The organism is Primorskyibacter sp. S187A (assembly GCF_049800955.1).
Lineage (GTDB): Bacteria > Pseudomonadota > Alphaproteobacteria > Rhodobacterales > Rhodobacteraceae > JAKVBH01.
On sequence record NZ_JBNAGA010000003.1, the window covers coordinates 40,983 to 63,553 of the forward strand.

Below are 22,571 nucleotides of genomic sequence, written 5' to 3' on the forward strand. Positions count from 1 at the left end.
TCCATGACCGGTGTAGAGATCGATCGTCACGACACGGATATCCTGATCCTTGGCACGGGAGGCGCGGGTCTCTTTGCGGCGCTCCATGCCCAGCAGACCGCGCCCGAGGGCACCAAGATTACCATTGCCGTCAAGGGTTTGATCGGGAAGTGCGGCTGTACGCGCATGGTGCAGGGCGGCTACAACGTGGCGCTTGGCGGCGGCGATACGGTCGAGCGGCACTTCATGGACACGATCATTGGCGGCAAATGGTTGCCAAATCAGGACATGGCCTGGCGGTTGTGCGAACAGGCCGTGGTGCGCATCCGCGAGCTGGAAAACGAGATCGGCTGTTTCTTTGATCGCAATCCCGATGGCTCCTTGCACCAAAAGGCTTTTGCCGGGCAGACGGCTGATCGGACCGTGCACAAAGGGGATCTCACGGGGATCGAGATCATCAACCGGCTGATGGAAAAGGTCCTGGCCTCGGGCGTCGAGAAGCTTCAGGAACACCGCGCCATCGGCTTGATCCCGACGCGGGATGGCAGCGCGCTGTCAGGTGTTTTGATGATCGACATGCGCACCGGGCGGTTTCGCTTTGTGCGGGCCAAAACCGTTCTGATGGCGACGGGCGGCGGGCCCACGATGTACAAGTATCACACGCCCAGCGGCGACAAGACCATGGATGGTCTGGCGATGGCGCTGCGCGCAGGCCTCAAGCTGCGCGATATGGAGATGGTGCAATTCCATCCCACGGGCCTTTTGGCGGGGGATCATACCCGCATGACAGGCACCGTTCTCGAAGAGGGGCTGCGCGGGGCAGGGGGGCAGTTGATCAGCCATGCCGGACAGCGCTTCATGTTCGACTATGATGCCAAAGGCGAGCGCGCGACGCGTGATGTCGTGAGCCGGGGTATCTACGCGGAAATGCGCAAGAACAACAATCCCGAGCAGGAAGGTGTCTTCATTTCCATGGCGCATCTTGGGCCCGAATGGGTGGCCCAGAAATTCAAGGGCATGGTCAAACGTTGTGCGGATTCAGGCTTTGATCTCGCGGCGGGCAAGGTCGAGGTTGTGCCTACGGCGCATTACTTCATGGGCGGCGTCGTGGTCGATGTGGATACGCGTACGGCAATGGAAGGGCTCTATGTTGCGGGCGAGGATGCCGGCGGCGCGCATGGATCCAACCGGTTGGGGGGCAATGGCGTTGCCAATTCAACCGTTTATGGCGGGATTGCAGGCGATACGATGGGCGCGGACATCAAGGGCATGGGGCTCCGCGCGCCGGATGAGGATGTGTTGGATGCTGAGATCGCCCGTGCCGTGCATCCTCTCGGCAAGACGCCCCAATTGGTTTTGCCGCTGCGGCAGCAATTGCAAAACGTCATGTGGGATGAGGTGGGCGTGATGCGTACCGCGGCTGGTATGACACGGGGGCTTTCGGGCATTGCTGACATATCCGAGGCTCTGATGGATGTTGGCGTTGAGGGCAGCAATCTGGCCTTTAACCTGACCTGGCACGACTGGCTCAACATGCGCTCGCTCTGCGATATCTCCGAAGTGATCGCCAAGGCGGGCCTCGTGCGCGAGAATTCACGTGGTGCGCATTTTCGGGAGGATTTCCCCGATCCCGGCGCCATGGAAGACAGCACCTACACAATTGCGCAGATGAAAGACGGCGCGGTGTCGGTTGGGGAAGTGCCGGTTGAATTCTCGATTGTGCGCCCGGGTGAGACTGTTTTGCCCGAAGGCGAACCGGACACTCTGGTTGCGGCGCAATGAGGCGGCTCGCTAAGCGTGTCGTAGACCCAATGACGGGGTGTTGTCCCTCCAGACGTCCCCGGGATTTTTACAGCAAGAGGAAGACAGACCGATGATTGCTCTCAAGCTGATCCAGTCCACCGCAGAGACCTTGATGGACAAGGCCGCGATCGAGATCCCGCAGGACTACCTTGATGGGCTGCAACGCGCGGCCAAGACAGAGGATGGCGATCTGTCCTCCTTTGTGCTCAAGGCGATGCTCGATAATTATGAAGCGGCCAAAGAAGACAGGCGCGCCATGTGTGGCGATACAGGCGTGCCGCGCTGGTTTGTAAAGATGGGCAACGAGGCCCGTGTTGAAGGTGGCATGGTGGCACTTGAGGGCGCGTTGCGGCGCGCCACAGCCAATGCCACCAACGGTGTGCCGCTGCGGCCCAATCGCGTGCATCCACTCTGGCGCACGGACCACAATAACAACGTGGGCATCGGAGCCCCTGAAATCGAATATGGTTTTGAGCCCGAGGGCGCGTGGATCGATCTCATCACGGTTCACAAAGGTGGGCTGTTTGGGACGGATTACCGGATGCTTTTTCCCTCCGATGGCATTCAGGGGATCAAACGCTTTTACCTCGACAGCCTGATGGCCTTTGGCAAGCGGGGTCTGGCGTGCCAGCCTGCGATTATCGGGATCGGGCTCGGTGGCTCCAAGGACACCTGCATGGTGCTGGGCAAGCGGGCCTCGATCCTGCGTACGGTGGGCAGCCGCAACTCCGATCCGCGCATCGCTGAGATGGAAGAGGAATTCAAGGAGCTTGGAAACTCTATCGGCATGGGCGCTATGGGATTTGTCGGCAAGAATATGGTGATCGATTGCAATATCGAGGTCGGGTATTGCCACACGGGCGGCATGCCGATGTCGGTGCATGCGTTCTGCCTGTCCTCGCGTCGCGCCGTGGCACGTATTCACGCGGATGGCCGGGTCGAGCATCGCACGGACCCGGATTGGTTTACGCCGTACCAGCGCCGCGAAACCGTGGATTGGGAAGCAGCCCGAGAGGCCGCGGAATGAGCTTGCGTGAAGTAACGCTGTCCACAACGCCAACGGCAGAGGACATCGCAGCTCTCAGACTGGGCGATATCGTCTATCTTGATGGGTTGATGTACACGGCGCGCGAGGGCGTCTACATGCGCGCGTTGGAGGAACAAGCCAATATTCCCATGGAGTTGCCTTCCGAGAGCGCTGCCAATTTCCATTGCTCGCCCGCCGCGCGGATCAACCCGGATGGAAGCTTTGATATGGGCGCGGTGACCGCGACTGCCTCGTTCCGTTTTGCCAAATGGCTGCCCGAGTGGATGGCCAAGACGGGGGCAAAGCTCATTGTCGGCAAAGGCGGGATGAGTTCGAAGGACTACAAGGAGTATTTTGTGCCCAACGGCGCGGTTTATCTCTCGACTGTAGGCTATGGCACGGGCGCGCTTCTCGGACGCGGCGTTGAAAATGTCGAGGCGGTCCATTGGAACGAAGAGCTCGGCTTGGCGCAGGCCATGTGGGTCATCCGCTGCAAACGTATGGGGCCTTTTATTGTGGCGTCTGATCTCAATGGCGATTGCCTGTTCGAGCGGGAAAATGCGAAGATCGCTGAGAATGTCGCGCGCGTCTACGAGGGGACCAAACCGGCGGTCCTGAAGCGCTATGGCGAGAGTGACGACCGCACCGATGAGGTGATTTGATGCGCGGGGCAGACGCCCTGATCCGCGCGCTTGTCAGCCGCGATGTCACGGCCATTTTCGCGTTGAGCGGCAATCAGATCATGCCGGTCTTTGATGCAATCTTCGACACCGACATACAATTGATCCACACACGCCATGAGGCGGCGACCGTTCAGATGGCCGAGGCCTATGCCCAAGTGACCAACGGTGTGGGGGTTGCGCTGGTGACGGCGGGTGGTGGCCTTGGCAATGCAGCCGGGGCTCTCATTGCCGCGCGCGCTTCCGACACGCCGGTGGTCTTGCTCAGCGGGGATAGCCCCGTGGCCAAAGATGGGGCTGGCGCATTTCAGGAAATGGATCAGATCGCCCTGACCCAGAGCATGACCAAGGCCTCATGGCGGATCATGACCGCCGACGATATCGGGCCCTCTGTGCTGCGCGCTCTGGATCTCGCGCAACGTGGACGGCCCGGCCCGGTGCATTTGGCCTTGCCGGCTGACGTGCTGCTGGAGCAGGTGGCAACGCCGGTGGCCCAGCCGCCTACGCCCGACAGCGAGACGTCGGAAGCGCTGGATCTGCAACGGATGGCGGAGGCACGCGCACCACTGGTCATCCTTGGTCCGTCCCTGACGGAGACCCGTGCGCCGGGGCTTGCAGCGCATTTGCAAACCGCGCTGGCCGCGCCCGTTGTGGCGATGGAGAGCCCGCGCGGTCTGAACGATCCTGCCCTCGGGCGTCTGCGGGAGCTTGCGCGCGAGGTCGACCACGTTCTTTGCATCGGCAAACAGATTGATTTCACTTTGGGCTTCGGGGCGGCAGAGCATTGGCCCCAAGCGCAGACATGGGACGTGGTCGCGGGCGATCAGGTGAGCCTTGATCTCGCTCGGAAGAACCTTGGGCCGCGCCTTCACAGCAGTCTTGAAGCGCATGGCAAAGAGGCGGCAAAGGCACTCCTCGCGACATCCCCGGACCAGCCCGAACGGACCGCCTGGATCAAACGGGCGAGAGCCATGCTCAGCGCGCGCGTTGCCTCGCCTGTGTCCCAGCGGATCACGCCGGCCGATATCTGCGGGGCGGTCCAAACCGATCTCGATGCTGCTGATGAAACCGTTCTGATCTGTGATGGGGGTGAATTCGGGCAATGGGCACAAGCCTTCAGCACCGCGCCGCGCCGGGTGATGAATGGGGTCTCTGGGATGATTGGTGGCGGTCTTGGCTACGCCATGGGTGCTAAAACGGCGGCGCCTGATGCCCTGGTTGTGGCGCTCATGGGGGACGGAACCGTTGGGTTCCATCTGGGCGAATTCGAGACTGCCGTGCGCGCGCAGCTGCCCTTTGTCGCCGTAATCGGCAATGACAGACGTTGGAACGCGGAGCACCTCATCCAGACCCGCAGTTTTGGCGCAGAACGGCGCATCGGATGCGACCTGAGCGGGGCGCGCTATGATCTCGCGGTTGAGGCGCTTGGCGGTTTTGGCGCACATGTCACGCGGAAAGACCAGCTTGGGCCCGCCTTGCGGAGCGCTTTGGAAAGCGGGTTGCCCGCCTGCATCAATGTCGAGATGGAAGGCTTTGCCGCGCCTTCGTTCTGAACAGCGGCGCTCTGGAGGTCTGGACTAACCCTAGCTCAGGCCATGTAGCGCGAAGACCTCTTGGGTCGCTGGGCGGGCCTTGATCGCGTCGAAGTGGCGCGCCAGCTTGGGGAAGGGGTCCAGCGCGATGTCATTTGCCTTGAGCCACCGCGCCATCAACATGAGATATGGATCGCAATAGCTGTAGCTCTCGCCCATGGCCCACGGGGCCAAATCCAGATCATTTTCCAGAAAAACGGCGCAATCCCGGATATTTTCAGCGACTTTTGACTGCATGTCTTTGAGGGAGCTTTCCTCGCGTGCCCATCGCAGTCCACGTTGCTTATGGGCAAACGCGACATGAGCGGTGGCACAGAGATAAGCCGAAAGCGCGCGGGCTTTGGCCTTTGCGAAAGCGCCCTCGGGGGCCAGCCCTGCTTCGGGATATGTGTCTGCGATATACTCAAGTATGGCGGGATTTTCTGTGAGAACGCCCTGCGGCGTCTCCAACACGGGCACGCGGCCTTTGGGATTGATCGCCAAAAACGCGTCTGAGGTATGCGCGCCTTTGGGGATTGAGATCTCGACGAGCGTGTGGGCCGCGCCAACTTCCGCCAGCAGGACATGCGCCGCAATCGCAGAGGAGCCCTTTGAGTAGTAGAGTTTGAGCATTGCGCCGTCCTTTTGCGAAACATTTCGACAGATTAGGTAACTTCGGAGATCAAAATGCCAATGCCCATCAGCAAGGTCAGCAGAATCAGGAGGCGCCGGAACGCCGTATCGCTCAGCATCCGGAATACCATAATGCCGATCTGGGCTGCGATGAGACCGCTGGGAATTGTGATGAGCAATGCGTTGAGTGCGGTACGATCAAACGCGCCTTTAAACAGCAGCAGGCACACCGTCGTGCTCAGGATGGCGACATTGTAAGGCTGCAGGACCGCGCGGGTTTCAGATTTTGTCCACGGTCTGATGGAAAGCCACATGGCTGGGATTGCCCCCGAGACCGATGCGGCGCCTCCCAGAACGCCGCCGGTGAAGCCGATGCCGCTGTCGATGACAGGGGTGGGCCGCGAAAAAGCCGGAAGCGCGGCGCGGAAGCCAAAGTACCCACCGTAGATGATGAGCAATGTTGCGATCACCAAACGCAAGGTGCTGGCATCAATGACGTCAAGCAACAGGACGCCCAGAGGGACGCCCGCCAGACCGGGCAGCATGAAGCGTAGCAAGCGGCGTGGTTGTGCAAAGATCTCAGCGCGGACGATCCAGAGCCCTTGCAGCCCCGCCAGAACCGACATCAAGGCAACAATGGCCACGGCACGCACTGGATCAAGCACGACGAGGTAGAACCCGAGGGCAAAAAGCGCGGTGCCTGTCCCGGACAAACCATTGATGAAACCGCCCGCCATGGCGCCCAACAGCAGGAAAAGTATGGTCTCCCAGCTCATAAGGAGGCGCTCTTCGCGTCATCAATGACGGAGTTCAAAGCGATGAACAATTCATCGATCGCGCGGGTTTTCAGATTGTCTTCCTGATAGACCAGCCCCAAATGCCGGCGCGGCGCATCCGGGCCAAGCGGGATGCGTTTGATGGGGATGCCGTCAAACGGTTTGACCGCCAAATCGGGGACAATGGAGACGCCAAGATTGGCATGTACCATACTTGCAATCGCTTCGGGGCTATCAAGTTCCATAGTTTCAGAGACGCGGATCCGTTTGGAAACGATCCAATTGTCGATCAACGTGCCCACGACAGCGCTGCGGTTGAACCGGATGAAAGGCCGCGTTGTCAGGAGCTTGATTGGATCGTCCAGTGGTTCTTCATGGGAGGCAATCAATTGCATGGGCTCATGGGTCAGCTCGCGAAAGGCGACGCCCACGGGCATGAGGTGTGGCTTGGTGACGATGGCCGCATCAAGGGAGCGTCGCTCGACATCGGCGAGCAGGGTTCCCGTCAATCCCGGCCGGATATGCAGGATAGTCTCCGGGAATTTTGCCTTCAGGATGGCCATGGCCCGCGGCGTGAGCCCTGTCAGCGTCGTGCGCAAGGCGCCCAATGTGACAACCCCCGTCAGGCCGCCGTCTTCCAGGGCGGAGGGCACGAGATTGTCGTAATCCGCAATCAGTTTGCGTGCGTTTGCAACGATCTTGTGGGCCACCGGGGTGAGCTCGGGCGTGCGCGTGCTCCGGTCAAAAAGGGCGATCCCAAGATCGGCCTCAAGCGTTTGCATCTGCTGGCTGACTGCGGCGTGGGTGACATGTACAACCTCAGCCGCCGCGCTGAAGGTCTTTGTGTCGGCGATGGCCACAAGCGTGCGAAGGAGGCGAATTGTCATGAAGATGCGGCTTTGTGAAAGGAGAGCTATCAGTGGCTGTAAGCTGTTTTAACTTCTTTTAAGCATAGCTTACGCCTACACTATCCCAAAGCCACAAACAAACGGCAAAGACTTCTGGGAGGACGTCATGAGATTTAACACACTGACATGTGCACTTGCGTTGAGCGCAGTATTTGGAGCAACCGCTGCACTCGCGGAATACCCCGAGCGCGCCATCAACATGGTGATCCCGTACGGCGCGGGCGGCGCGACGGATATCTCCGCCCGGACCATTGCCGAGCCTCTGGGCGATGCGGTTGGCAAGCCATTGATCATGGCCAACGTGACCGGCGCGGGTGGCGCGACGGGCTCCGTGACCGTTCAAAACGCCAAAAACGATGGCTACACGATGCTCTTTGCGCGTGTGGGATCGCATTCGGTGAACCCAGCGATGAAGGCGACGCTGCCCTACACGCTGGATGATTTCCGCTTTGTGACAGTCTATGAGATCAACCCCGTGGCCTGCGCCGTGACGCCGAACTCGGGCATCAATTCGATGGATGAGCTCGTGGCCAAGGTCAAAGAAGGCGGCGTGAGCTATTCCTCATCCGGGGTTGGCTCGCTTCTGCATTTGGCCGGCGCCATGGTTCTCAAGGAATTTGGCATCGAAGACCCGCTGACAGCCGCGACGCATATTCCGCAAAAGGGCGGTGGTGCGGCGGCCACGGCGGTGCTTAACGGGACAGCCACGTTCCTGTGCACCAACTCGTCCGCGCTGGCGAGCTTTGTGGCCAATGGCCAGCTCAAGCCACTGATGGTCACGACGCCGGAGCCCGTGGTGGGTTTTGATGCGCCAACGGCCAATGAGCTCGGCAAGGATCGCCTCAACCAGCTCGTCGGCTGGACAGGCATCGCAGGCCCGGCCGGTCTGCCAGATGATGTGGCAGACAAGTGGGGCATGTGGATGGCGGCTGCGACGCAGGATGCAAAATTCAACGATACCATGACGGCGCGTGGCTCGGTCATTCAATTGATGGACCCGGCTGCGGCCAATGAATTCATCCAGGGGCAATATGAGGTCTTCAAGGCGCTGGTGGATGAACTTGGCATGCGTATCGAAGGCTAAGCCTCTGGTCTGAAGAGAATATCAAGGCAATGAGGCAGCCCTGCGGGCTGCCGCATATTCTCAAAAGAGGGCGCGCCCGTGTCACCTAAATCCGTTCAGTTGAGATTGGGCATTGGGGCCTGCATCGCCGCAGCGCTGTTGATGCTCCTGGGTATCCCCAATTGGGTGTCCTCGCCCAGCAATGTCTCCAACATCGTTCTTGCGCCCACGTTTTGGCCCTACGTTTTGACAGGATTAACCGGGTTTGCGGGACTTGGGTTGTTGTTGGCCGCGCGCAAAGAGAGCGCAGCCCTGGATCCGATGGATATTGTGGAGGGCGATGCGCAATCCTGGGTCCGGCTGGGGGCGCTTGCGGTGATCATGATCGCGACGATGTTTGCCCTGCCGCGCCTTGGCATGGTCTGGACGACGATGATCGTCTTCGCGCTCACGGCCTTCCTGTTCCGGACGCGCCACCCTGTGGCGGCGCTCGTCTGTGCCGTGGTCATTCCGCTGGCACTATATGGCTTTTTTGCGCATGTCGCCGGTGTCGCGATCCCGCAAGGCAATTACGTGAGGCTGCCATGAGTTTGGCCGACAGCCTGATGGCGGGCCTGAGCGTTGTGGCCTCGTTCGAGGCCTTCTTTGCGCTCTTCGCTGGGATTTGTATCGGCGTGGTGGGCGGCGCCATACCGGGGCTGTCGGCGACGATGGCCGTGGCGCTCACACTGCCCTTCACCTTCAGCCTTCAACCCATCACGGGCATTCTGCTTTTGCTCGGAGTCTACAAAGGCGGCATCTTTGGCGGTTCGATCCCGGCTATTCTCATCAAGACACCGGGTACGCCCGCGTCCTCCGCGACAATCCTGGACGGGCATCCGCTGGCGGAAAAGGGCGAGGCGGGCCGGGCGCTTGGCATGGCGCTTTGGGCGTCTTGCACAGCTGACATCGTCTCCAATCTGGCGCTAATTCTCTTTGCCGGGTGGCTCGCCTCTTTTGCGCTCAGCTTTGGCCCGCCTGAATTTTTTGCGCTGATCCTTTTCTCGCTCACCATCATTGCAGGCGTGTCGGGAGACAGCTTGCTCCGGGGCGCCCTGTCCGCTTTGCTGGGGCTCTTGTTGGCCACTGTGGGCTTGGATCTGGTCTACGGGACCAACCGTTTCACATTTGGCGATCCCAATCTGATGGGAGGGCTCAACTTCATCGCCGTGTTGATCGGGCTTTTCGCGATCCCGGAAATCATAGCCATGGCCTGGAACCCGACCGCACATCTGGGCAAGGCCAGATCACTGGGCACATCAAAAGTGTCGCTGGCGGATTACGCACGCAGTTTCAAATCCATTATCCGTGGCAGTGTGATTGGTGTGTTTCTGGGTTCCATCCCTGGCATTGGCGCGGCGCCATCTGCATTTCTGAGCTACTCGGAGGCGCGTCGCAAATCGCCCAACAAGGAGAATTTCGGCAAGGGCGAAATTGAGGGCGTGGCGGCGTCTGAGGCGGGCAACAACGGTGTGGCAGGGGCCACTCTGATCCCGCTGCTTGCACTTGGTGTACCCGGGGACGTGATTACAGCGATCATCATTGGGGCGTTTATGATCCATGGCCTGCAACCGGGGCCCATGATGTTCATCCTGAATGTGGATATCATCTATGGGCTCTTTATTGGCCTGATCGTGAGTTCGGTTTTCCTGTTTGTCGTCGGGAGTGTTGCGATCAAGGGGTTCCGGTTCGTGGCAGATGTGCCCAAACGGATCTTGATGCCAGCTGTTCTTGTGCTTTGCATCTACGGGGTCTTTGCGGTCAACAACAACATCTTCGACGTCGGTGTGATGTTTGCGATGGGCTGGGTGGGTTATCTCATGATGCGCTATCAGGTACCAGCAGCGCCTTTCCTGATCGCCTTTATTCTGGGCCCGCTTCTGGAGGATAACTTCCGCCAGTCGATGCTCATGTCTGGGAGTGATCCCACGATCTTGCTACGCGGACCAATCACGTGGTTCTTTTGGGCGCTGACGACGATCACCATCTTCGCGATTGTTCGGAATGTGGCCAGGAAGGTTCGCGCTTAGGCCTGGGTGCCTGGTCGCGTGAGGTTGCAGGCTGGCGCGTTTTGCGATGCCAGCCCCAAAACCTGGACGATTAACTTTGCTCAGAAAAACAAAATGGCCCCCGAAGGAGCCATCTTTATCTCAATCAACCATAAGGCCCCGACAGGGGGCCGGCGAAGTATTATTCGCCGGTTGTTGTCGTTGTGGAGTCGTCGCCGTCGTCATCGTTCTCGGCTTGCGTCACGGCACCAACCACTGTCAGGGTCGCTACTGCGCCGCCGACGATCAGCACGGGAGTTGTGACGCCCAGTGTCGCGGCCACGCCACCGATGCCCGCCGCTGCGCCAGCACCACCTGCAGCCGCACCACCGGCAGCTGCGCCACCGCCTGCACCCGCTGCAGCACCGCCTTCAACGACCTGCGCAACCGCGCCTGCTGTGGACAATGCTGTGATGGCCAAAACGGCCGCGGAAAGTTTCAGTGTCTTCATGTCTGACTCCGATCAGTGTAAATTATTACTTGCCGCCTGCTTAGCACGGCCCTCAAGGGTGTTCAATTCGCCGCAACACATGTTTTTGTCTCTTAGCGGGAAATTACTAACGAAATACACGTTCAAGCACCATTTCGCCAAGTTTTGGGCTGATCCATTGCTGCGCGCGCCAAATGACAGTGTCTTTTTTATCACGCCAGTAGACGTTTGTGAATGATTGGCGTTTGCCATCCGGGCCAACGCCCGGTGCGCTGCAGTCCTCTCGTAAGCGCAGCGTGTCGTGGGAGCGATCAAAAACCACGATGGATTCTGTGCCTTCGCGCGTCAAAACGCATGTATAGTTGGTTTTGGTAATTTTCGCGGTGCCGTCGATGTGGCGCAGGATGCGGGTATATTGTGCGCTCTCGCCTGCGCCGATGGCCTGCACCAACGGGCCGTTATCCGCGCTGTAAAGATCATTGCCGAACCCGCTTGTGGCGCGCAAAACGCCGCGCTCCAGCTGGACCGTGCTGCCGCCATCGGCAGCCGTCCAAAGGTTCACACCGTTCTTGGTCTGCGTGAGCAACATTCCGCCACGTGTGCCCGCCTGTGGCAGAGCAACCACAATCAGAGGATCGGAAAAGCCCGCCGCCTGCAGGGAAGCACGGGTTGCGGTGATATTGCCCGCGCCCGCAGCGGGTTGTTTGAAGCTGTCGAGAAGCGTGCGGGACAGACGTTCAAGCCCGCCGCTTTCCCCAGTGCCGCATGCCGAAAGCGCCAGAACGGCCATCAGCGGTAACAGGCGCGCGCCGCCGCGTCGGATTTTGCAAAGTGTTATCGCCATACTAAAGGCCATCCATCTTCATACCGTTCCTTGTGCCCGCCGCGCACGCTCTCGTAGAGGCCTTTGACATTCAGCTGCGCACCACCGTCGCGTTGCACAGGTCGAATGGTTTGCCCGATGGTGGTCTTGCTGGATTTGCCGGAGGCCCAGCTGAGGGGGATCGAAAAACTGATGCCTTTGTCAAACGATCCTTCGCCAAAATCCTCGGCAGATACATCGGTCAGCGTCGCAAAGGCGCTGACGCGCCAACCGTTGGAAAACTCGCGCGACAATCGCAGCGTGCCGCCGATATCGCCCGCCAGATAGCGACCCACATCAACTTGCGCGAGATATCCGTCATCGAATTCATAATAGACGGAGGCGTGGCCTGTGGTTGTCTCATATTCGTCAAAGCCAAAGGCGTCATCGGCATCGCGTTTGCGCACATGATGAACGCGGGCTCCCAAGGCAAGCTGGCTGTCCACGGGTTTCCACAGCACTTCGGCGGACACACCGCCATACATGCGCTCAAGGAAACCTGCAGAGACTTTGCCGTAGAGATCTTTGCCCAGCGGCGTGGCATAGCTCAGCGTCAACCGGTCAAGCTGAGGTTTGTCTGAGCTGGCGTAACGGGCCCAATCCGTGCGCACTACGGGCAGCGCATCTGTGCTGGAGATGCGGGCCTCGTCAAAATTGCCGAACAAGCGCTGTCGGACGCTGCCTTGAAGGCTCAAACCCGGCGTGAATTCATAAGACGCCCGCAGACGCAGCCCGGCTTGGAAGAGAAGGGGGTTGCGGGGATCAAAGTAACTGGTGCGTGTATAGGGCGCGAGGCGCCAGTTGAAGCGCGGGTACAGCCCTTCGAGCTGATCCTCCGCCTGCATCCGGGCGCCGGGAGAGAATTGAGCACGGGCCAGAAGCGCTTCAGCACGATCAGGCGCTGTCTCAAGCCTTTCAAGATCACTGCGCGACAATGTCAGCGTCGACACTGGCACGCCTTGTGCCACTTGAATGATCTCGAACGTCTCGACAGAGGCGGGGAGCTGGTTGGCCAAAGCGCGGGCGATCCGCCCTGCGGCCCCTGCGGGCTCGATGTAGCGCCTGTTCTCGACCCAGACGCGCGCGGAGGTGCCTGTGAAACGGGTGCCCAGAAGTGTTTGTCCATCCGCGTTCAGAGCCGTTGTGAGCGCTGATTGAACCGCTTGCCGTCGCGCCGGGGCCTGCACCCAATCGGGGGACCAAAGGTCGGGGAAGCGCAGCCTATCGGGCCTGACGGAGATCGGTGCCGCCAGCTTGTCCGAGCGTGGTGTCGCGGGGCGGCGGGGGTTGATGGCAAGTGATGCAGACAGCCCGATCTCGTCGCCATAAAGTGAGTAAGCGCCCAGACGGAGCCGGTCGTTCACCTGGTATTCAACACCGAAATTCAAAGGCGACCGGCGGTCGAACGTATCTCTGTCACCGGCCTCAAACTCATAGGCGTCGGTGGAATACTCGACCTTGAAGCCAAGCTTTTCCGTCGGGCGCCATTCGATGCCGCCAAAGGCGGACATTGGGCCGCGGAACCAGCTGTCATAAGCCAATTGGCCGCCCGGGCCATCGCCGCCGCGGTCACGATCCTCGCCAAAAGGGGAGCCAACGGAGTTGTAAGAGCCGTAGCGCCCCCATCCCAGACCGGCAGACACCGTGACATTTTGTGGCAAGGTCTTGGAGGCTACAATGTACTCGCCCGCGTAAAAGCCCGTGCCCGCGAAGTCCTGCAGGCCTATGGCAATGGCCGGGCGATACTTGCCTTCAAAGGCCAGTTGGTAGCGCACGTCGAAAGACCGGTCATAGTAATCTTCAAAATTCCCACGATCGACGTTTTCGTAAAGGGAATATCGGAAGGAGGCCGACAGGCGTGGGGTCAGTTGCCAGGCAAGGGTCGTCCGGGTGAAGCCAGCAAAGCTCGACAAGGTGATGCCAAGCTCGCCATCCGGCATGGCGCCAGCGCTCGGCGTGTCGATCAGACCCGGCATGCCATTGAAATTCAGCGTTGGCCGGATGGCGGCAGGCGCCAGCGGATCGATCGGGCCAAGAACAACGGGTGTGTCTGTCGCGACAAGCGCGCTGGTGGAACTCAGCAGTGCCGCAACCGCACATGCGAGCGTCCCGGACGTTCGTTTGGGCGTTCCGATGATAGATCGCGCAGCTTTGCCTGTTCGCATGACGCCTCACAAGATGTCGTCGTGGTTTGCGCGCACACAACCATAAATGCGCCCGGGGGTGCAATGACCTGTGGCCCTTCACAGGGCTTTTCGGCGGAGATAGCGTCGAAAATGCGTCAGTTGCTGCCGAGGTGGGCAAGGATTTCGAACCACCGCGGCACTCACAGGCCGTAGGCGTCTTTGGCGAGCCGGTAGGTGAGATCGAAGGCGACGTCGAAGGCCTCGTTTTCGCGCAAGCGGCCCGTGGCCACCAGATGAGCGAGATAGGCACAATCACTGCGCCTTGAGACGTCGTGCCGTGCCGGTATCGAACAAAAGGCGCGGGTATCATCATTGAAGCCCACCGTATTGTAGAAACCGCAGGTTTCTGTCGTCGCCTCGCGAAAGCGCTTGATCCCTTCATAGCTGTCGAAAAACCACCACGGAGGGCCCAGACGCAAGGCGGGGTAAGCACCTGCCAGGGGGGCCAGCTCACGTCCATAGGTCGTTTCATCCAGCGTGAAGACAATAATCCGAAGGTCCGGCTCCATCCCAACGGCATTCAGCAGTGGTTTGAGCGCCTGCACGAAATCCGTGCGCATCGGAATGTCATAGCCTTTGTCGCGCCCGTACTGACCAAAGATGCCGGTGTTATGGTTGCGATGCGATCCGGCGTGAATTTGCATCGTGAGCCCGTCATCAAGGCTCATCCGGGCCATTTCGGTCAGCATCTGGCCCCGAAAGAGATCTGCCTCCTCGGCGGTGTAGTGTCCATGGCGGATGGTTTCAAAGAGGCGCACGGCGTCCTCTTGAGGCAAATCTGCGGTTATTGCGTTGGGATGGCCATGATCGCTGGCCGTGGCGCCCATGGCTTTGAACGCGGCGCGCCGTTGACGGTGCGCGCTGAGATAGCCCTCCCATGTGTCGGTGTTTTCGCCCGTCATCTCGCCGAGCCTGCGGAGATTGTCCTGAAAGCCCTCGAAATCAGGGTCAACAACGGCATCGGGGCGATAGGTTGTGATCACCCGCCCGGGCCAGTCGCTCTCAAGGATCATCCGGTGCCACTGCAAATCATCCAGCGCGCCCTCTGTCGTGGCGAGTGCATCAATCCTGAAGCGATCAAACAGGGCCCGGGGCAGGAACTCGGGCTGGGCAAGACAGGCCTCGATCTGCGTGTAGTAGATGTCGGCGGTATCAGAGCTCAGCGGCACGTCGAGACCAAAAACATGTTCAAAGGAGTGATCGAGCCAGAGGGCCGAGGGCGTCCCGCGAAAGAGATGATATTGCGCGGCGAATTGGTCCCAGATTTCCCTGGGATCCACGTCCGCGCGTGTGCCATCCGCCTGCGGCACACCCAGCATGCCGAGATCAGCCCCTTGGCTGACGAGCATCCGAAACACATAGTGATCGGGAATGACAAACAGCTCGGAGGGATTGGGAAAGCGCTTGTTTTCCGCAAACCATCTTGGATCGCAGTGCCCGTGGGGGCTGAGAATGGGCAGATCTTTCACCGAGTCATAAAGCGCCCGTGCGAGGGCGCGAGGGCGGGCCTCGACAGGGAAAAGACGATCAGGATCAGTCAGGGACATATTGCTCTCCCGTGGCTTGCATTAGGGGCCAAGATGCGCCGGGGGACACAATGGCCTCAGACCCCGGACGGCTGGCCCTACAACAGGTCAACATCGCGCAGGTCTTCGAGGCCCGTGACGTCTTTCACGGTCACGCGCCCGCGCCCGATTTCGACCAGGCCCTCGGTTTGCCAGCGCGACAGATTCTTGGAAACCACTTCCCGCGTGACACCGACAAAATGCGCCAATTGTTCCTGAGACATTTTCACCTGACGGTCCGGGCCCATCAGGAAGAGAAGTTTTGCTGCAAGCCGCGCGGTGGGCGCCATGAAAACCTGCTCCTCCATCTGCTGGCTCATCCAGCGCATGCGCTGACCCGCGAGTTCGAGAAGGTCGACGGCAAGGGCCGGGGTTTCCTCAATGGCGGCACGCAGGGCTTTTTGCCCGATTGCGCGCAAACGGGACGGGGCAAGCGCTGCGATGCGCGCCGTCCGGGGACCCGGTGCGAGCACAGCGATTTCGCCAAAGACCGCGCCGGGTTCCAGCTGATTAAGGGACAACTTGCGCCCCGCTGCGGACAAGACGCTGACCTCCAGGCGCCCGGCATCCAGAATGTAGAGCTTGTCGTCAAAGTCCGATTGATCAAAGAGCGCCTCGCCGCTGCGCAGGCTGATCTCTGTCAGATGATGGGGTTTGAGCGGACCCGGCTCCGCACTGGCATCAAAGAGGACGGAAAATGCGTTGCGTTCAGGGGTACCGCTGGTCATGCGGCGACCTTAGACGCGCACGACCTGTTGCGAAATAAAATTGTTTCGCTTCGCGCATTTTCTCCCCATGGTGCGATCAAGACGAGAGGGGCGACATGTCGCTATTCAAAAAACGCGCGCAAACCAAAGTGGTCAAGGCAGAGGAGGCGGGAGAACGGCGCCAGCTGACGGTGCTGTTTTACGACATCGTAGGCTCGACCTCGCTCATTGAAAGCCGCGATCCGGAAGCATTGCGCAGCGCACTCAACAGCATCCATGCCGCGGCACGTGAGTTGATCGGCGAACATGGTGGATCGCTCCAGCAAGTTCTGGGCGATGGCGGCATGGCTTATTTTGGCTACCCCGACGTTATGGAGGATGCCGCCTTGCAGGCTGTGCAATCGGCCTTGGCGCTGCTGGCCGCCCGTGAGGACATCGCGAATGCGCCGGATATTCGTGTGGGTATTGCCACCAGTGTCGTCGTCATGTCCTCGGATGCGGAAGGTGCCAGCGGTGGCAAGCTGGGCGCTGTGGGCGTTGCGCCAAATCTGGCTGCGCGGCTGGAGGGGGCCGCGCCCGTCAATACCGTGCTTGTCAGTGCGGCGACCCATGCCCTGACTTATCGCGCGGTCGAATATACGGCCGTGGCGACGCCTGCGCTCAAAGGGTTTCCGGACGAGGCGCAAGCCTGGCAAGCGCAGGCCATGCGCTCCGCCCGGTCTCGCTTTGATCAGCACCGCGATGCCTCCGGGGCGCTCAGCGGGCGCGCGACGGAGATTGCCCACCTCAAGGAGGCCTGGGCCAAGACGCGACAGCGCGAAGGCACCGCCATCCTCATTGACGGCGAGGCAGGTATCGGCAAATCGCGCATGGCCGCAGAACTCATGGCCGAGGCAGAAGATGGACGCGTGCTCGTCTTGCAATGTCAGCCGCGCACGCAAGGTGAAGCGCTGTTCTCTGTCATTCGCATGTATGACGCCGCCTATGAAGACGGCAGTGATGCCCGTCTGTGTGCCGCCGCGGTCGAGACTGCTGAGCGGCTTGGCGCTTTGGAAGACGACGATACGCTCTCGTCAGATCAACGTCGCGGGGCCATACTGGATGCGGTCTGCGAGGTGTTTGTGGCTTTGGCTGCAGACAAACCTCTGCTGCTCTTGGCTGAAGATTTGCACTGGGCCGACGAGGTCACGCTCGCGGTTCTTGAAACAATGGCGTGCCAGTGCCGCTCGCGCGCGATGATGGTGCTGGCCACCACACGCAGCACGCAAGGTCTCGACGATATCGCCCGCGTGTACCGATCCTTGGATCTTACGCCCATCAATCCTGAGGCCGCCATGGCCCTCGTGCAGGATATAGCGCGCGCTCCGCTCAGTGACGCGACGCAGGCTTGGATCGTGGAGAAAGGGGACGGCAATCCGTTGTTCCTCACGGAGCTTACTGCCCATGCCTGCGATGTTGCCGCTCATGGAGGCAGGTTGGAGGCTCAAAGCGGCGCGGAGCTGGGTTCGCTGCGCGATCTTTTGGCCACGCGCCTTGAGAGCGCCGGACGGGCCAAGCGCACGGCTCAGATCGCGGCCATTCTGGGGCGCGAATATCCCTATCAACTGCTCTCGCGTCTGGCCAAAGACTATCCACCACTTGAACTCGATGCGGACCTTCAGCGCCTGAATGATCACGGTCTGCAGGATACCAGCAATGGAGAGATCTATCTGTTTCGCCATGCGCTGATCCGTGACGTGGCCTATGACAGCCAGCTGCGCGCAGTGCGGCGCAAGCTGCATGGCGATGTCGTCGATCTGGTGGATGCCGAGCCCACATTGGCAGAAGATGTCCCCGATATTCTGCTGGCCGAGCATTGCCTCGCGGCAGAGCGGACGATGCGCGGGATCGAGCTGCTGCTTGCGGTGGCGGAGGATGCCATCAAACGTTCTGCGCTCCATGCGCCCCGCGCCTTGCTGGAACGCGTGCTCAGCTTGTTGGGCGGACAACCGGAGAGCCAGGATCACGCTCTGATCAAACTGCGTGCCATCTCGCTTCTGGGCCCGCTGGTGACCTTTCTCGACAGCCCGCGCGCAGCGGAGGCGCTTTATAGCGAGGGCCAAGCCCTCTACTTCTCGCTTCCAGAGGCCGCCCGTCAGGACTTTTTCCCGATACTCTGGGGCTGGTGGTTCACGGCCAGTGATCTGGTCGAGCAGACGCGCCGGTCCGAAATCCTGATCCGGGATGTCACGGAAGAGGTTGATCAGGAATCCCGCCTTCAGGCGTTGCATTGTGGCTGGGCCACGCTTTTTGACAGCGGCGCACATGAGCGCTGTTTGTCCGCCATTAGCGAGGGCTTGGCGCTTTATGATCCTGACGTCGGCCAACGCTCCCGTCACCTCTACGGCCATGACGCCAAGGTGTGTGGCTTGGGGGAGCGCGCGCTGTGCGAGTGGCTGACAGGCAAGTTGGGGACAAGCCGCCAGACGATTGCTGATTGCGAGCGTTGGGGGGACGAGACCGAACATCTGGCCAGCCGGTTGCATGGGCTCGATATCGCAACGCAAGTGGCCGTCTTTCGTCAGGACGTGGCCGAGATCGATAGGATTTTGGCCAAGACCCAGACCTTTGCCGGAGCAGATGCCGCGCCTGCAATCACGGCCAAACGCAAGATTTTTCGTGGCTGGGCGGCCGCGCGGCAGGGCGATACGGGGCAGTATGATGCCGTGATGGAAGGGCTTGCGGAATTGCGAGGCTTTGGCGTCCTGGAGGACACGCCATTCTACGCTGATATTGCTGCGGACATTGCTGCGGCCCATGGCGCCCAGGATCGGGCTTTGGGCCCGCTGGAAGAAGAAATCGTCCAGTCGCGCGCAACAGGCCTCATTTATTGGCTCCCCGAATTGCTCCGGCGCAAAGCGCTTATTCTGGGAGCGGGCGCACAGGCGACAGCCGCTCTCGATGAAGGCTTCGAGGTGGCGCAAGCCCAGGGTGCGCATATGCTCATTTTGCGCAATGCGGCGGTGCGCCTTGATCTGGGGCTTGGGCTGCCCGGTGCGTTGGAGACGCATCTGCAGGCGCATCTGGACGCCATAGATGACTGTCCGCTTCGCGATCAGTTGCGCCATGCGCTGGATCTCTGAACCGCTCTCGGATGCAGACTGGGCTGCCGTTCTGCGCGCGCCAGCGCAGCAATCGCTGGAGGTTGAGCCCTATTGGGCGAGGCTGAGGCCGAGACTTGCCGAATTTGGGATCACCCGGGTTGCTGATATCACCGGGCTCGACAAATTGGGCCTTCCCGTGGTTCAGGCCGTGCGGCCCAGAGCCCGCTCCAATGCTGTCACCCAAGGTAAGGCGCGGAGCCTTCCGGCCGCCGCCGTTGGCGCGGTTTTGGAATGCCTTGAAATGGCGGCTGGCGAAGACTTGTCACGCTTGCCGCCTGCGCCCGCTTCGAATCTTGATCTTTGGTCCGCATACGCATCGGGCGAGGCTTGGCCTTCACAGGAGACGCCATTTGTCCACGCGCGCGAGTTGACGGTGAATACGTGGTCGGCTGTTCCGCGTGACCTGTTGTCCACTGATTTTTCGCGTGGTGCATCTGCCGAACGGGCGCCGATCTTGCGTCATTCTATCGGTCTGGGGGCGGGGTCGACGCTCTCGGCGGCGCTCATGCATGGTCTTCTGGAGTGTCTTGAGGCGGACGCGCGCAACAGGGCGCAGCATTCGGGCAGGCGGGTGCGACTGTCCTTGGCATCAGACGATCCGGCGTACGGAGATCTCCTGAAAACGATCCATGCGCAGGATCTGCGTGCGGCGGTTTGGGCCCTGCCTGGGCATGCTCAGGTGCCTGTCATTGAGGCATCGGTGATGGAGCGCCCGGGCGCCAGCGCATTGCCGCTGCCCGCATCAGGGTTTGCGGCGCGTTTTGAGCCGGGGGCAGCCGTCTCTGCCGCGCTGCTCGAAGCCTTGCAGGCGCGGCTGGCGGTGATCTCTGGCGCGCGCGAGGACATCACCCAGCCGTTTTATCAACACGCATATGCGCCTGACGTGCTCAATGCGGAATGGGCGCGCCACGGGCCTGATCCTTTTGCGCAGCCGATGGGCGGTGGCCGGCCAGTGGCCAATGTGCTGGAGTTGGCGCAATCCTTGGGCCCGCTCTACGCGGTTGTGTTACACTGGGATCCTACGCTGCCACTGGCCATCACGAGGATTGTCGCGCCCCGTCTGGTGACGGATCCGATGCAGCTGGAGCGGGCCGCATGAAACCCGTGGTGTTCCTCGGCCCAAGCCTGCCTGTGCGCCAAGCGCGCATGATTTTCGATGCCGAATATCGCCCGCCTGCGGCGCAAGGCGATATTATGCGCGCGTTTCAGGACGGTGCCCCGGCCATTGGGCTCATCGATGGGGTCTTCAAGGATCAGCCGACCGTGCGGCACCGCGAAATCCTATGGGCAATGTCCGAGGCTGTGCCTGTCTTCGGGGCCTCCAGCATGGGGGCTTTGCGCGCCGCGGAGCTCAGTGCCTGTGGCATGATTGGCGTCGGGCTGATCTATCGCTGGTACCGTCGTTTCGCCTTGCTGGCCGACGATGCCGTCGCTGTGACCCATAGCCCCGCGGAAATGGGGTCCGCGCCGGTGTCGGACGCTTTGGTCGACATCCGGCGCAGTGTGGAACATGCGGTTCGACAGGGCGCGCTGAGCCGGGAAGAGGCGAAAACCCTGCTGACAGAGCAAACCGCGAAAGCCTTTGCGCAGCGACACCTGCCGTCTGATCTCGAGCCGTATCGCATTCGGCAAAAAGCCCGTGATGCGGAAGCCCTGTTGCGCTGCCTTGCAAGGCATTCTGAGGCGGGCAATTGGCCCAAGCCCGAGACGCCCGCGCCCGCAATTGTGCATGCCTGGCTGGACGATCTGGAGACAAGTGGTTTGTCGCTTGATCCCTAACCACCAGAAAAACAGTGTTTTCTTGTGTTAACAACTTCACAGACCGCGCTGGGTATGTATGGTTAATCCGTTGTTAACGAATGAATTCGTGAAATTTTTTCAAAGGGGTATCGGCACGTGAGTGCAAATGAGACATCTGTCGGCACGCGTTTTCTTCTCTATCCGCAATCGCCCAATACACCGGGGTACGACAAGCCTGAGCTGGTCTGGGTCTCGGACCCGCAAGGCTCAATCCTGCCAGGGCCTGCGAATGATCGGATGTATGTGGTCAATCCCACGATTCATAAAGAGCCCTACGAATACCCTTATCTGCCGCCCTACAGTGGGCCAAAGGCGCCGCCCACAGAGCCCTCCCCGGATGGGCATTGGGATCATATTGCGCCTGATGATCCGGCGTTTTTGGGCGTGCATGTGTTTGGCTGCGTGGCGCGCATTCTGGATGTCTGGGAGGGCTATCTCGGCAACCGGGTCAATTGGCACTTTTCCGATACTTACGAGCGGCTCGAAATTGTCCCGATGATCGATTGGGCCAATGCGCAATCGGGCTATGGGCTGCTGGAATTTGGCTATCGCACCATGCCGGATGGCGCGCGCGATCTCTACGCGCTCAATTTCGACGTGATCGCCCATGAGATCGGGCATTCCATCTTGTTCTCAGAGATCGGCTTGCCACGTCCGGGCCTGGCCTACGGGCCGGACTTTCGAGCCTACCATGAGGGCGTGTCTGATCTGTGCTCGCTCTTTGGCATGTTGCATTTTGACACGGCGATGGACCGTTTGTTGCGCCGGGGCTCGGGCAATCTGATGGCGCTCAATGAGCTCAATCGCGTGGCGGAGCTGGCAGACGAGCGGCAAATCCGGATTGCGGGCAATGCGCGCAAGATGTCGGAAGTGGGCGAAGAAGTGCATGACAAGTCGCGGCCCTTTACCGGCGCTATGTTTGATGTGCTGGTGCAGACCTATCATGATCTCGCAGTGGATCGCGGCCTTGTGGACCTGCCGCCCGGCTCCATCCCCGATGCGCGGGATATCAATTCCGATGTCAGCCATACCTATGCCGCCGCGTTTGAGGCGGATTACGAGCTCAAGCATTTCCAGCTCAAAGGGGCTTTGGCCGATGCCCGCGATCAAGTGGCCTTCGGGCTCGCCCATTCCTGGCGCAGGCTCGACAGCGAGGCTTTGACCTATGTCGATGCGGCTTTTGCCGTGTGCGAGGCGCTGCAGGAGCAGGGGCAGGGCAATATTGCCGAGACCGTCGTCGAGTGCATGGCCTGGCGCGATATCATGACACCTTACGACATGCACATGGTCGGTCGCGGTCTTTCGCGCACCCCCGCCTGGTTCTGATGATTTTCAAAGAGGAGAAGGACAC

19 protein-coding genes are annotated in these 22,571 nt (G+C 60.5%); 11 read left to right on the forward strand and 8 right to left on the reverse strand.

Annotated elements, in window-relative coordinates; genetic code table 11:
* Positions 1 to 3 precede the first annotated feature (3 nt).
* The 4 genes from ACP15S_RS17560 to ACP15S_RS17575 all read left to right on the forward strand — a co-directional run bounded on the left by ACP15S_RS17560 (position 4) and on the right by ACP15S_RS17575 (position 5,042).
* Positions 4 to 1,761 carry an L-aspartate oxidase gene (locus tag ACP15S_RS17560; RefSeq protein WP_425040972.1) on the forward strand — a complete coding sequence of 586 codons (1,758 nt, stop codon included), beginning with the start codon at positions 4 to 6 and terminating at the stop codon, positions 1,759 to 1,761.
* 91 nt (positions 1,762 to 1,852) lie between these two features.
* The gene (locus ACP15S_RS17565; RefSeq protein ID WP_425040973.1) at positions 1,853 to 2,809 is read left to right on the forward strand and encodes a fumarate hydratase; all 957 of its coding nucleotides are present in this window, start codon (positions 1,853 to 1,855) and stop codon (positions 2,807 to 2,809) included.
* Complete coding sequence (locus ACP15S_RS17570; RefSeq protein WP_425040974.1) at positions 2,806 to 3,471, forward strand: fumarate hydratase C-terminal domain-containing protein; 666 nt, start codon at positions 2,806 to 2,808, stop codon at positions 3,469 to 3,471. The genes ACP15S_RS17565 and ACP15S_RS17570 overlap by 4 nt, the downstream gene beginning before the upstream one ends.
* The gene (locus ACP15S_RS17575) at positions 3,471 to 5,042 is read left to right on the forward strand and encodes a thiamine pyrophosphate-binding protein (RefSeq protein WP_425040975.1); all 1,572 of its coding nucleotides are present in this window, start codon (positions 3,471 to 3,473) and stop codon (positions 5,040 to 5,042) included. The genes ACP15S_RS17570 and ACP15S_RS17575 overlap by 1 nt, the downstream gene beginning before the upstream one ends.
* A gap of 30 nt (positions 5,043 to 5,072) precedes the next feature.
* Here ACP15S_RS17575 and ACP15S_RS17580 read toward each other — a convergent pair whose 3' ends face one another.
* The 3 genes from ACP15S_RS17580 to ACP15S_RS17590 are packed head-to-tail and all read right to left on the reverse strand — an operon-like array spanning position 5,073 to position 7,356.
* Positions 5,073 to 5,693 carry a glutathione S-transferase family protein gene (locus ACP15S_RS17580; RefSeq protein ID WP_425040976.1) on the reverse strand — a complete coding sequence of 207 codons (621 nt, stop codon included), beginning with the start codon at positions 5,691 to 5,693 and terminating at the stop codon, positions 5,073 to 5,075.
* A gap of 32 nt (positions 5,694 to 5,725) precedes the next feature.
* Positions 5,726 to 6,469, reverse strand: coding sequence for a sulfite exporter TauE/SafE family protein (locus tag ACP15S_RS17585; protein ID WP_425040977.1), 744 nt, complete (start codon positions 6,467 to 6,469; stop codon positions 5,726 to 5,728).
* The gene (locus ACP15S_RS17590; RefSeq protein ID WP_425040978.1) at positions 6,466 to 7,356 is read right to left on the reverse strand and encodes a LysR family transcriptional regulator; all 891 of its coding nucleotides are present in this window, start codon (positions 7,354 to 7,356) and stop codon (positions 6,466 to 6,468) included. The genes ACP15S_RS17585 and ACP15S_RS17590 overlap by 4 nt, the downstream gene beginning before the upstream one ends.
* Positions 7,357 to 7,483: 127 nt before the next feature.
* Here ACP15S_RS17590 and ACP15S_RS17595 point away from each other — a divergent pair, with 127 nt between their 5' ends.
* The 3 genes from ACP15S_RS17595 (at position 7,484) to ACP15S_RS17605 (ending at position 10,509) form a co-directional block, all read left to right on the forward strand.
* Entirely contained in the window at positions 7,484 to 8,461 is a 978-nt protein-coding gene (locus tag ACP15S_RS17595) for a Bug family tripartite tricarboxylate transporter substrate binding protein (protein ID WP_425040979.1), read from the forward strand.
* A gap of 78 nt (positions 8,462 to 8,539) precedes the next feature.
* Positions 8,540 to 9,028 (forward strand): tripartite tricarboxylate transporter TctB family protein, encoded by a 489-nt coding sequence (locus ACP15S_RS17600; protein WP_425040980.1) that lies wholly within the window; start codon positions 8,540 to 8,542, stop codon positions 9,026 to 9,028.
* Positions 9,025 to 10,509, forward strand: coding sequence for a tripartite tricarboxylate transporter permease (locus tag ACP15S_RS17605; RefSeq protein WP_425040981.1), 1,485 nt, complete (start codon positions 9,025 to 9,027; stop codon positions 10,507 to 10,509). The genes ACP15S_RS17600 and ACP15S_RS17605 overlap by 4 nt, the downstream gene beginning before the upstream one ends.
* Positions 10,510 to 10,669: 160 nt before the next feature.
* Here the strand turns inward: ACP15S_RS17605 and ACP15S_RS17610 are convergent, their stop codons facing one another.
* From ACP15S_RS17610 to ACP15S_RS17630, 5 genes are all read right to left on the reverse strand, one after another.
* On the reverse strand, positions 10,670 to 10,978 hold the full coding sequence (locus ACP15S_RS17610; protein WP_425040982.1) for a hypothetical protein: 309 nt from the start codon (positions 10,976 to 10,978) through the stop codon (positions 10,670 to 10,672).
* A 106-nt stretch (positions 10,979 to 11,084) separates the two neighbouring features.
* Positions 11,085 to 11,801, reverse strand: coding sequence for a YjbF family lipoprotein (locus tag ACP15S_RS17615; protein WP_425040983.1), 717 nt, complete (start codon positions 11,799 to 11,801; stop codon positions 11,085 to 11,087).
* A complete protein-coding gene (locus tag ACP15S_RS17620; RefSeq protein ID WP_425040984.1) occupies positions 11,792 to 13,984 on the reverse strand; it encodes a YjbH domain-containing protein in 2,193 nt (730 codons plus the stop codon). The genes ACP15S_RS17615 and ACP15S_RS17620 overlap by 10 nt, the downstream gene beginning before the upstream one ends.
* Positions 13,985 to 14,145: 161 nt before the next feature.
* A complete protein-coding gene (gene uxaC, locus ACP15S_RS17625; RefSeq protein ID WP_425040985.1) occupies positions 14,146 to 15,552 on the reverse strand; it encodes a glucuronate isomerase in 1,407 nt (468 codons plus the stop codon).
* 77 nt (positions 15,553 to 15,629) lie between these two features.
* Positions 15,630 to 16,298: a Crp/Fnr family transcriptional regulator gene (locus ACP15S_RS17630; RefSeq protein WP_425040986.1), complete on the reverse strand. Its 669-nt coding sequence runs from the start codon at positions 16,296 to 16,298 to the stop codon at positions 15,630 to 15,632.
* Positions 16,299 to 16,393: 95 nt separating this feature from the next.
* Between ACP15S_RS17630 and ACP15S_RS17635 the strand changes: the two genes are divergently transcribed.
* From ACP15S_RS17635 to ACP15S_RS17650, 4 genes are all read left to right on the forward strand, one after another.
* Positions 16,394 to 19,399: an ATP-binding protein gene (locus tag ACP15S_RS17635; protein ID WP_425040987.1), complete on the forward strand. Its 3,006-nt coding sequence runs from the start codon at positions 16,394 to 16,396 to the stop codon at positions 19,397 to 19,399.
* Entirely contained in the window at positions 19,383 to 20,519 is a 1,137-nt protein-coding gene (locus ACP15S_RS17640; RefSeq protein ID WP_425040988.1) for a YcaO-like family protein, read from the forward strand. The genes ACP15S_RS17635 and ACP15S_RS17640 overlap by 17 nt, the downstream gene beginning before the upstream one ends.
* A complete protein-coding gene (locus ACP15S_RS17645; protein ID WP_425040989.1) occupies positions 20,516 to 21,199 on the forward strand; it encodes a TfuA-like protein in 684 nt (227 codons plus the stop codon). Before ACP15S_RS17640 ends, ACP15S_RS17645 begins: the two co-directional genes overlap by 4 nt.
* A 117-nt stretch (positions 21,200 to 21,316) precedes the next feature.
* On the forward strand, positions 21,317 to 22,546 hold the full coding sequence (locus tag ACP15S_RS17650) for a hypothetical protein (protein WP_425040990.1): 1,230 nt from the start codon (positions 21,317 to 21,319) through the stop codon (positions 22,544 to 22,546).
* Positions 22,547 to 22,571: the final 25 nt, after the last annotated feature.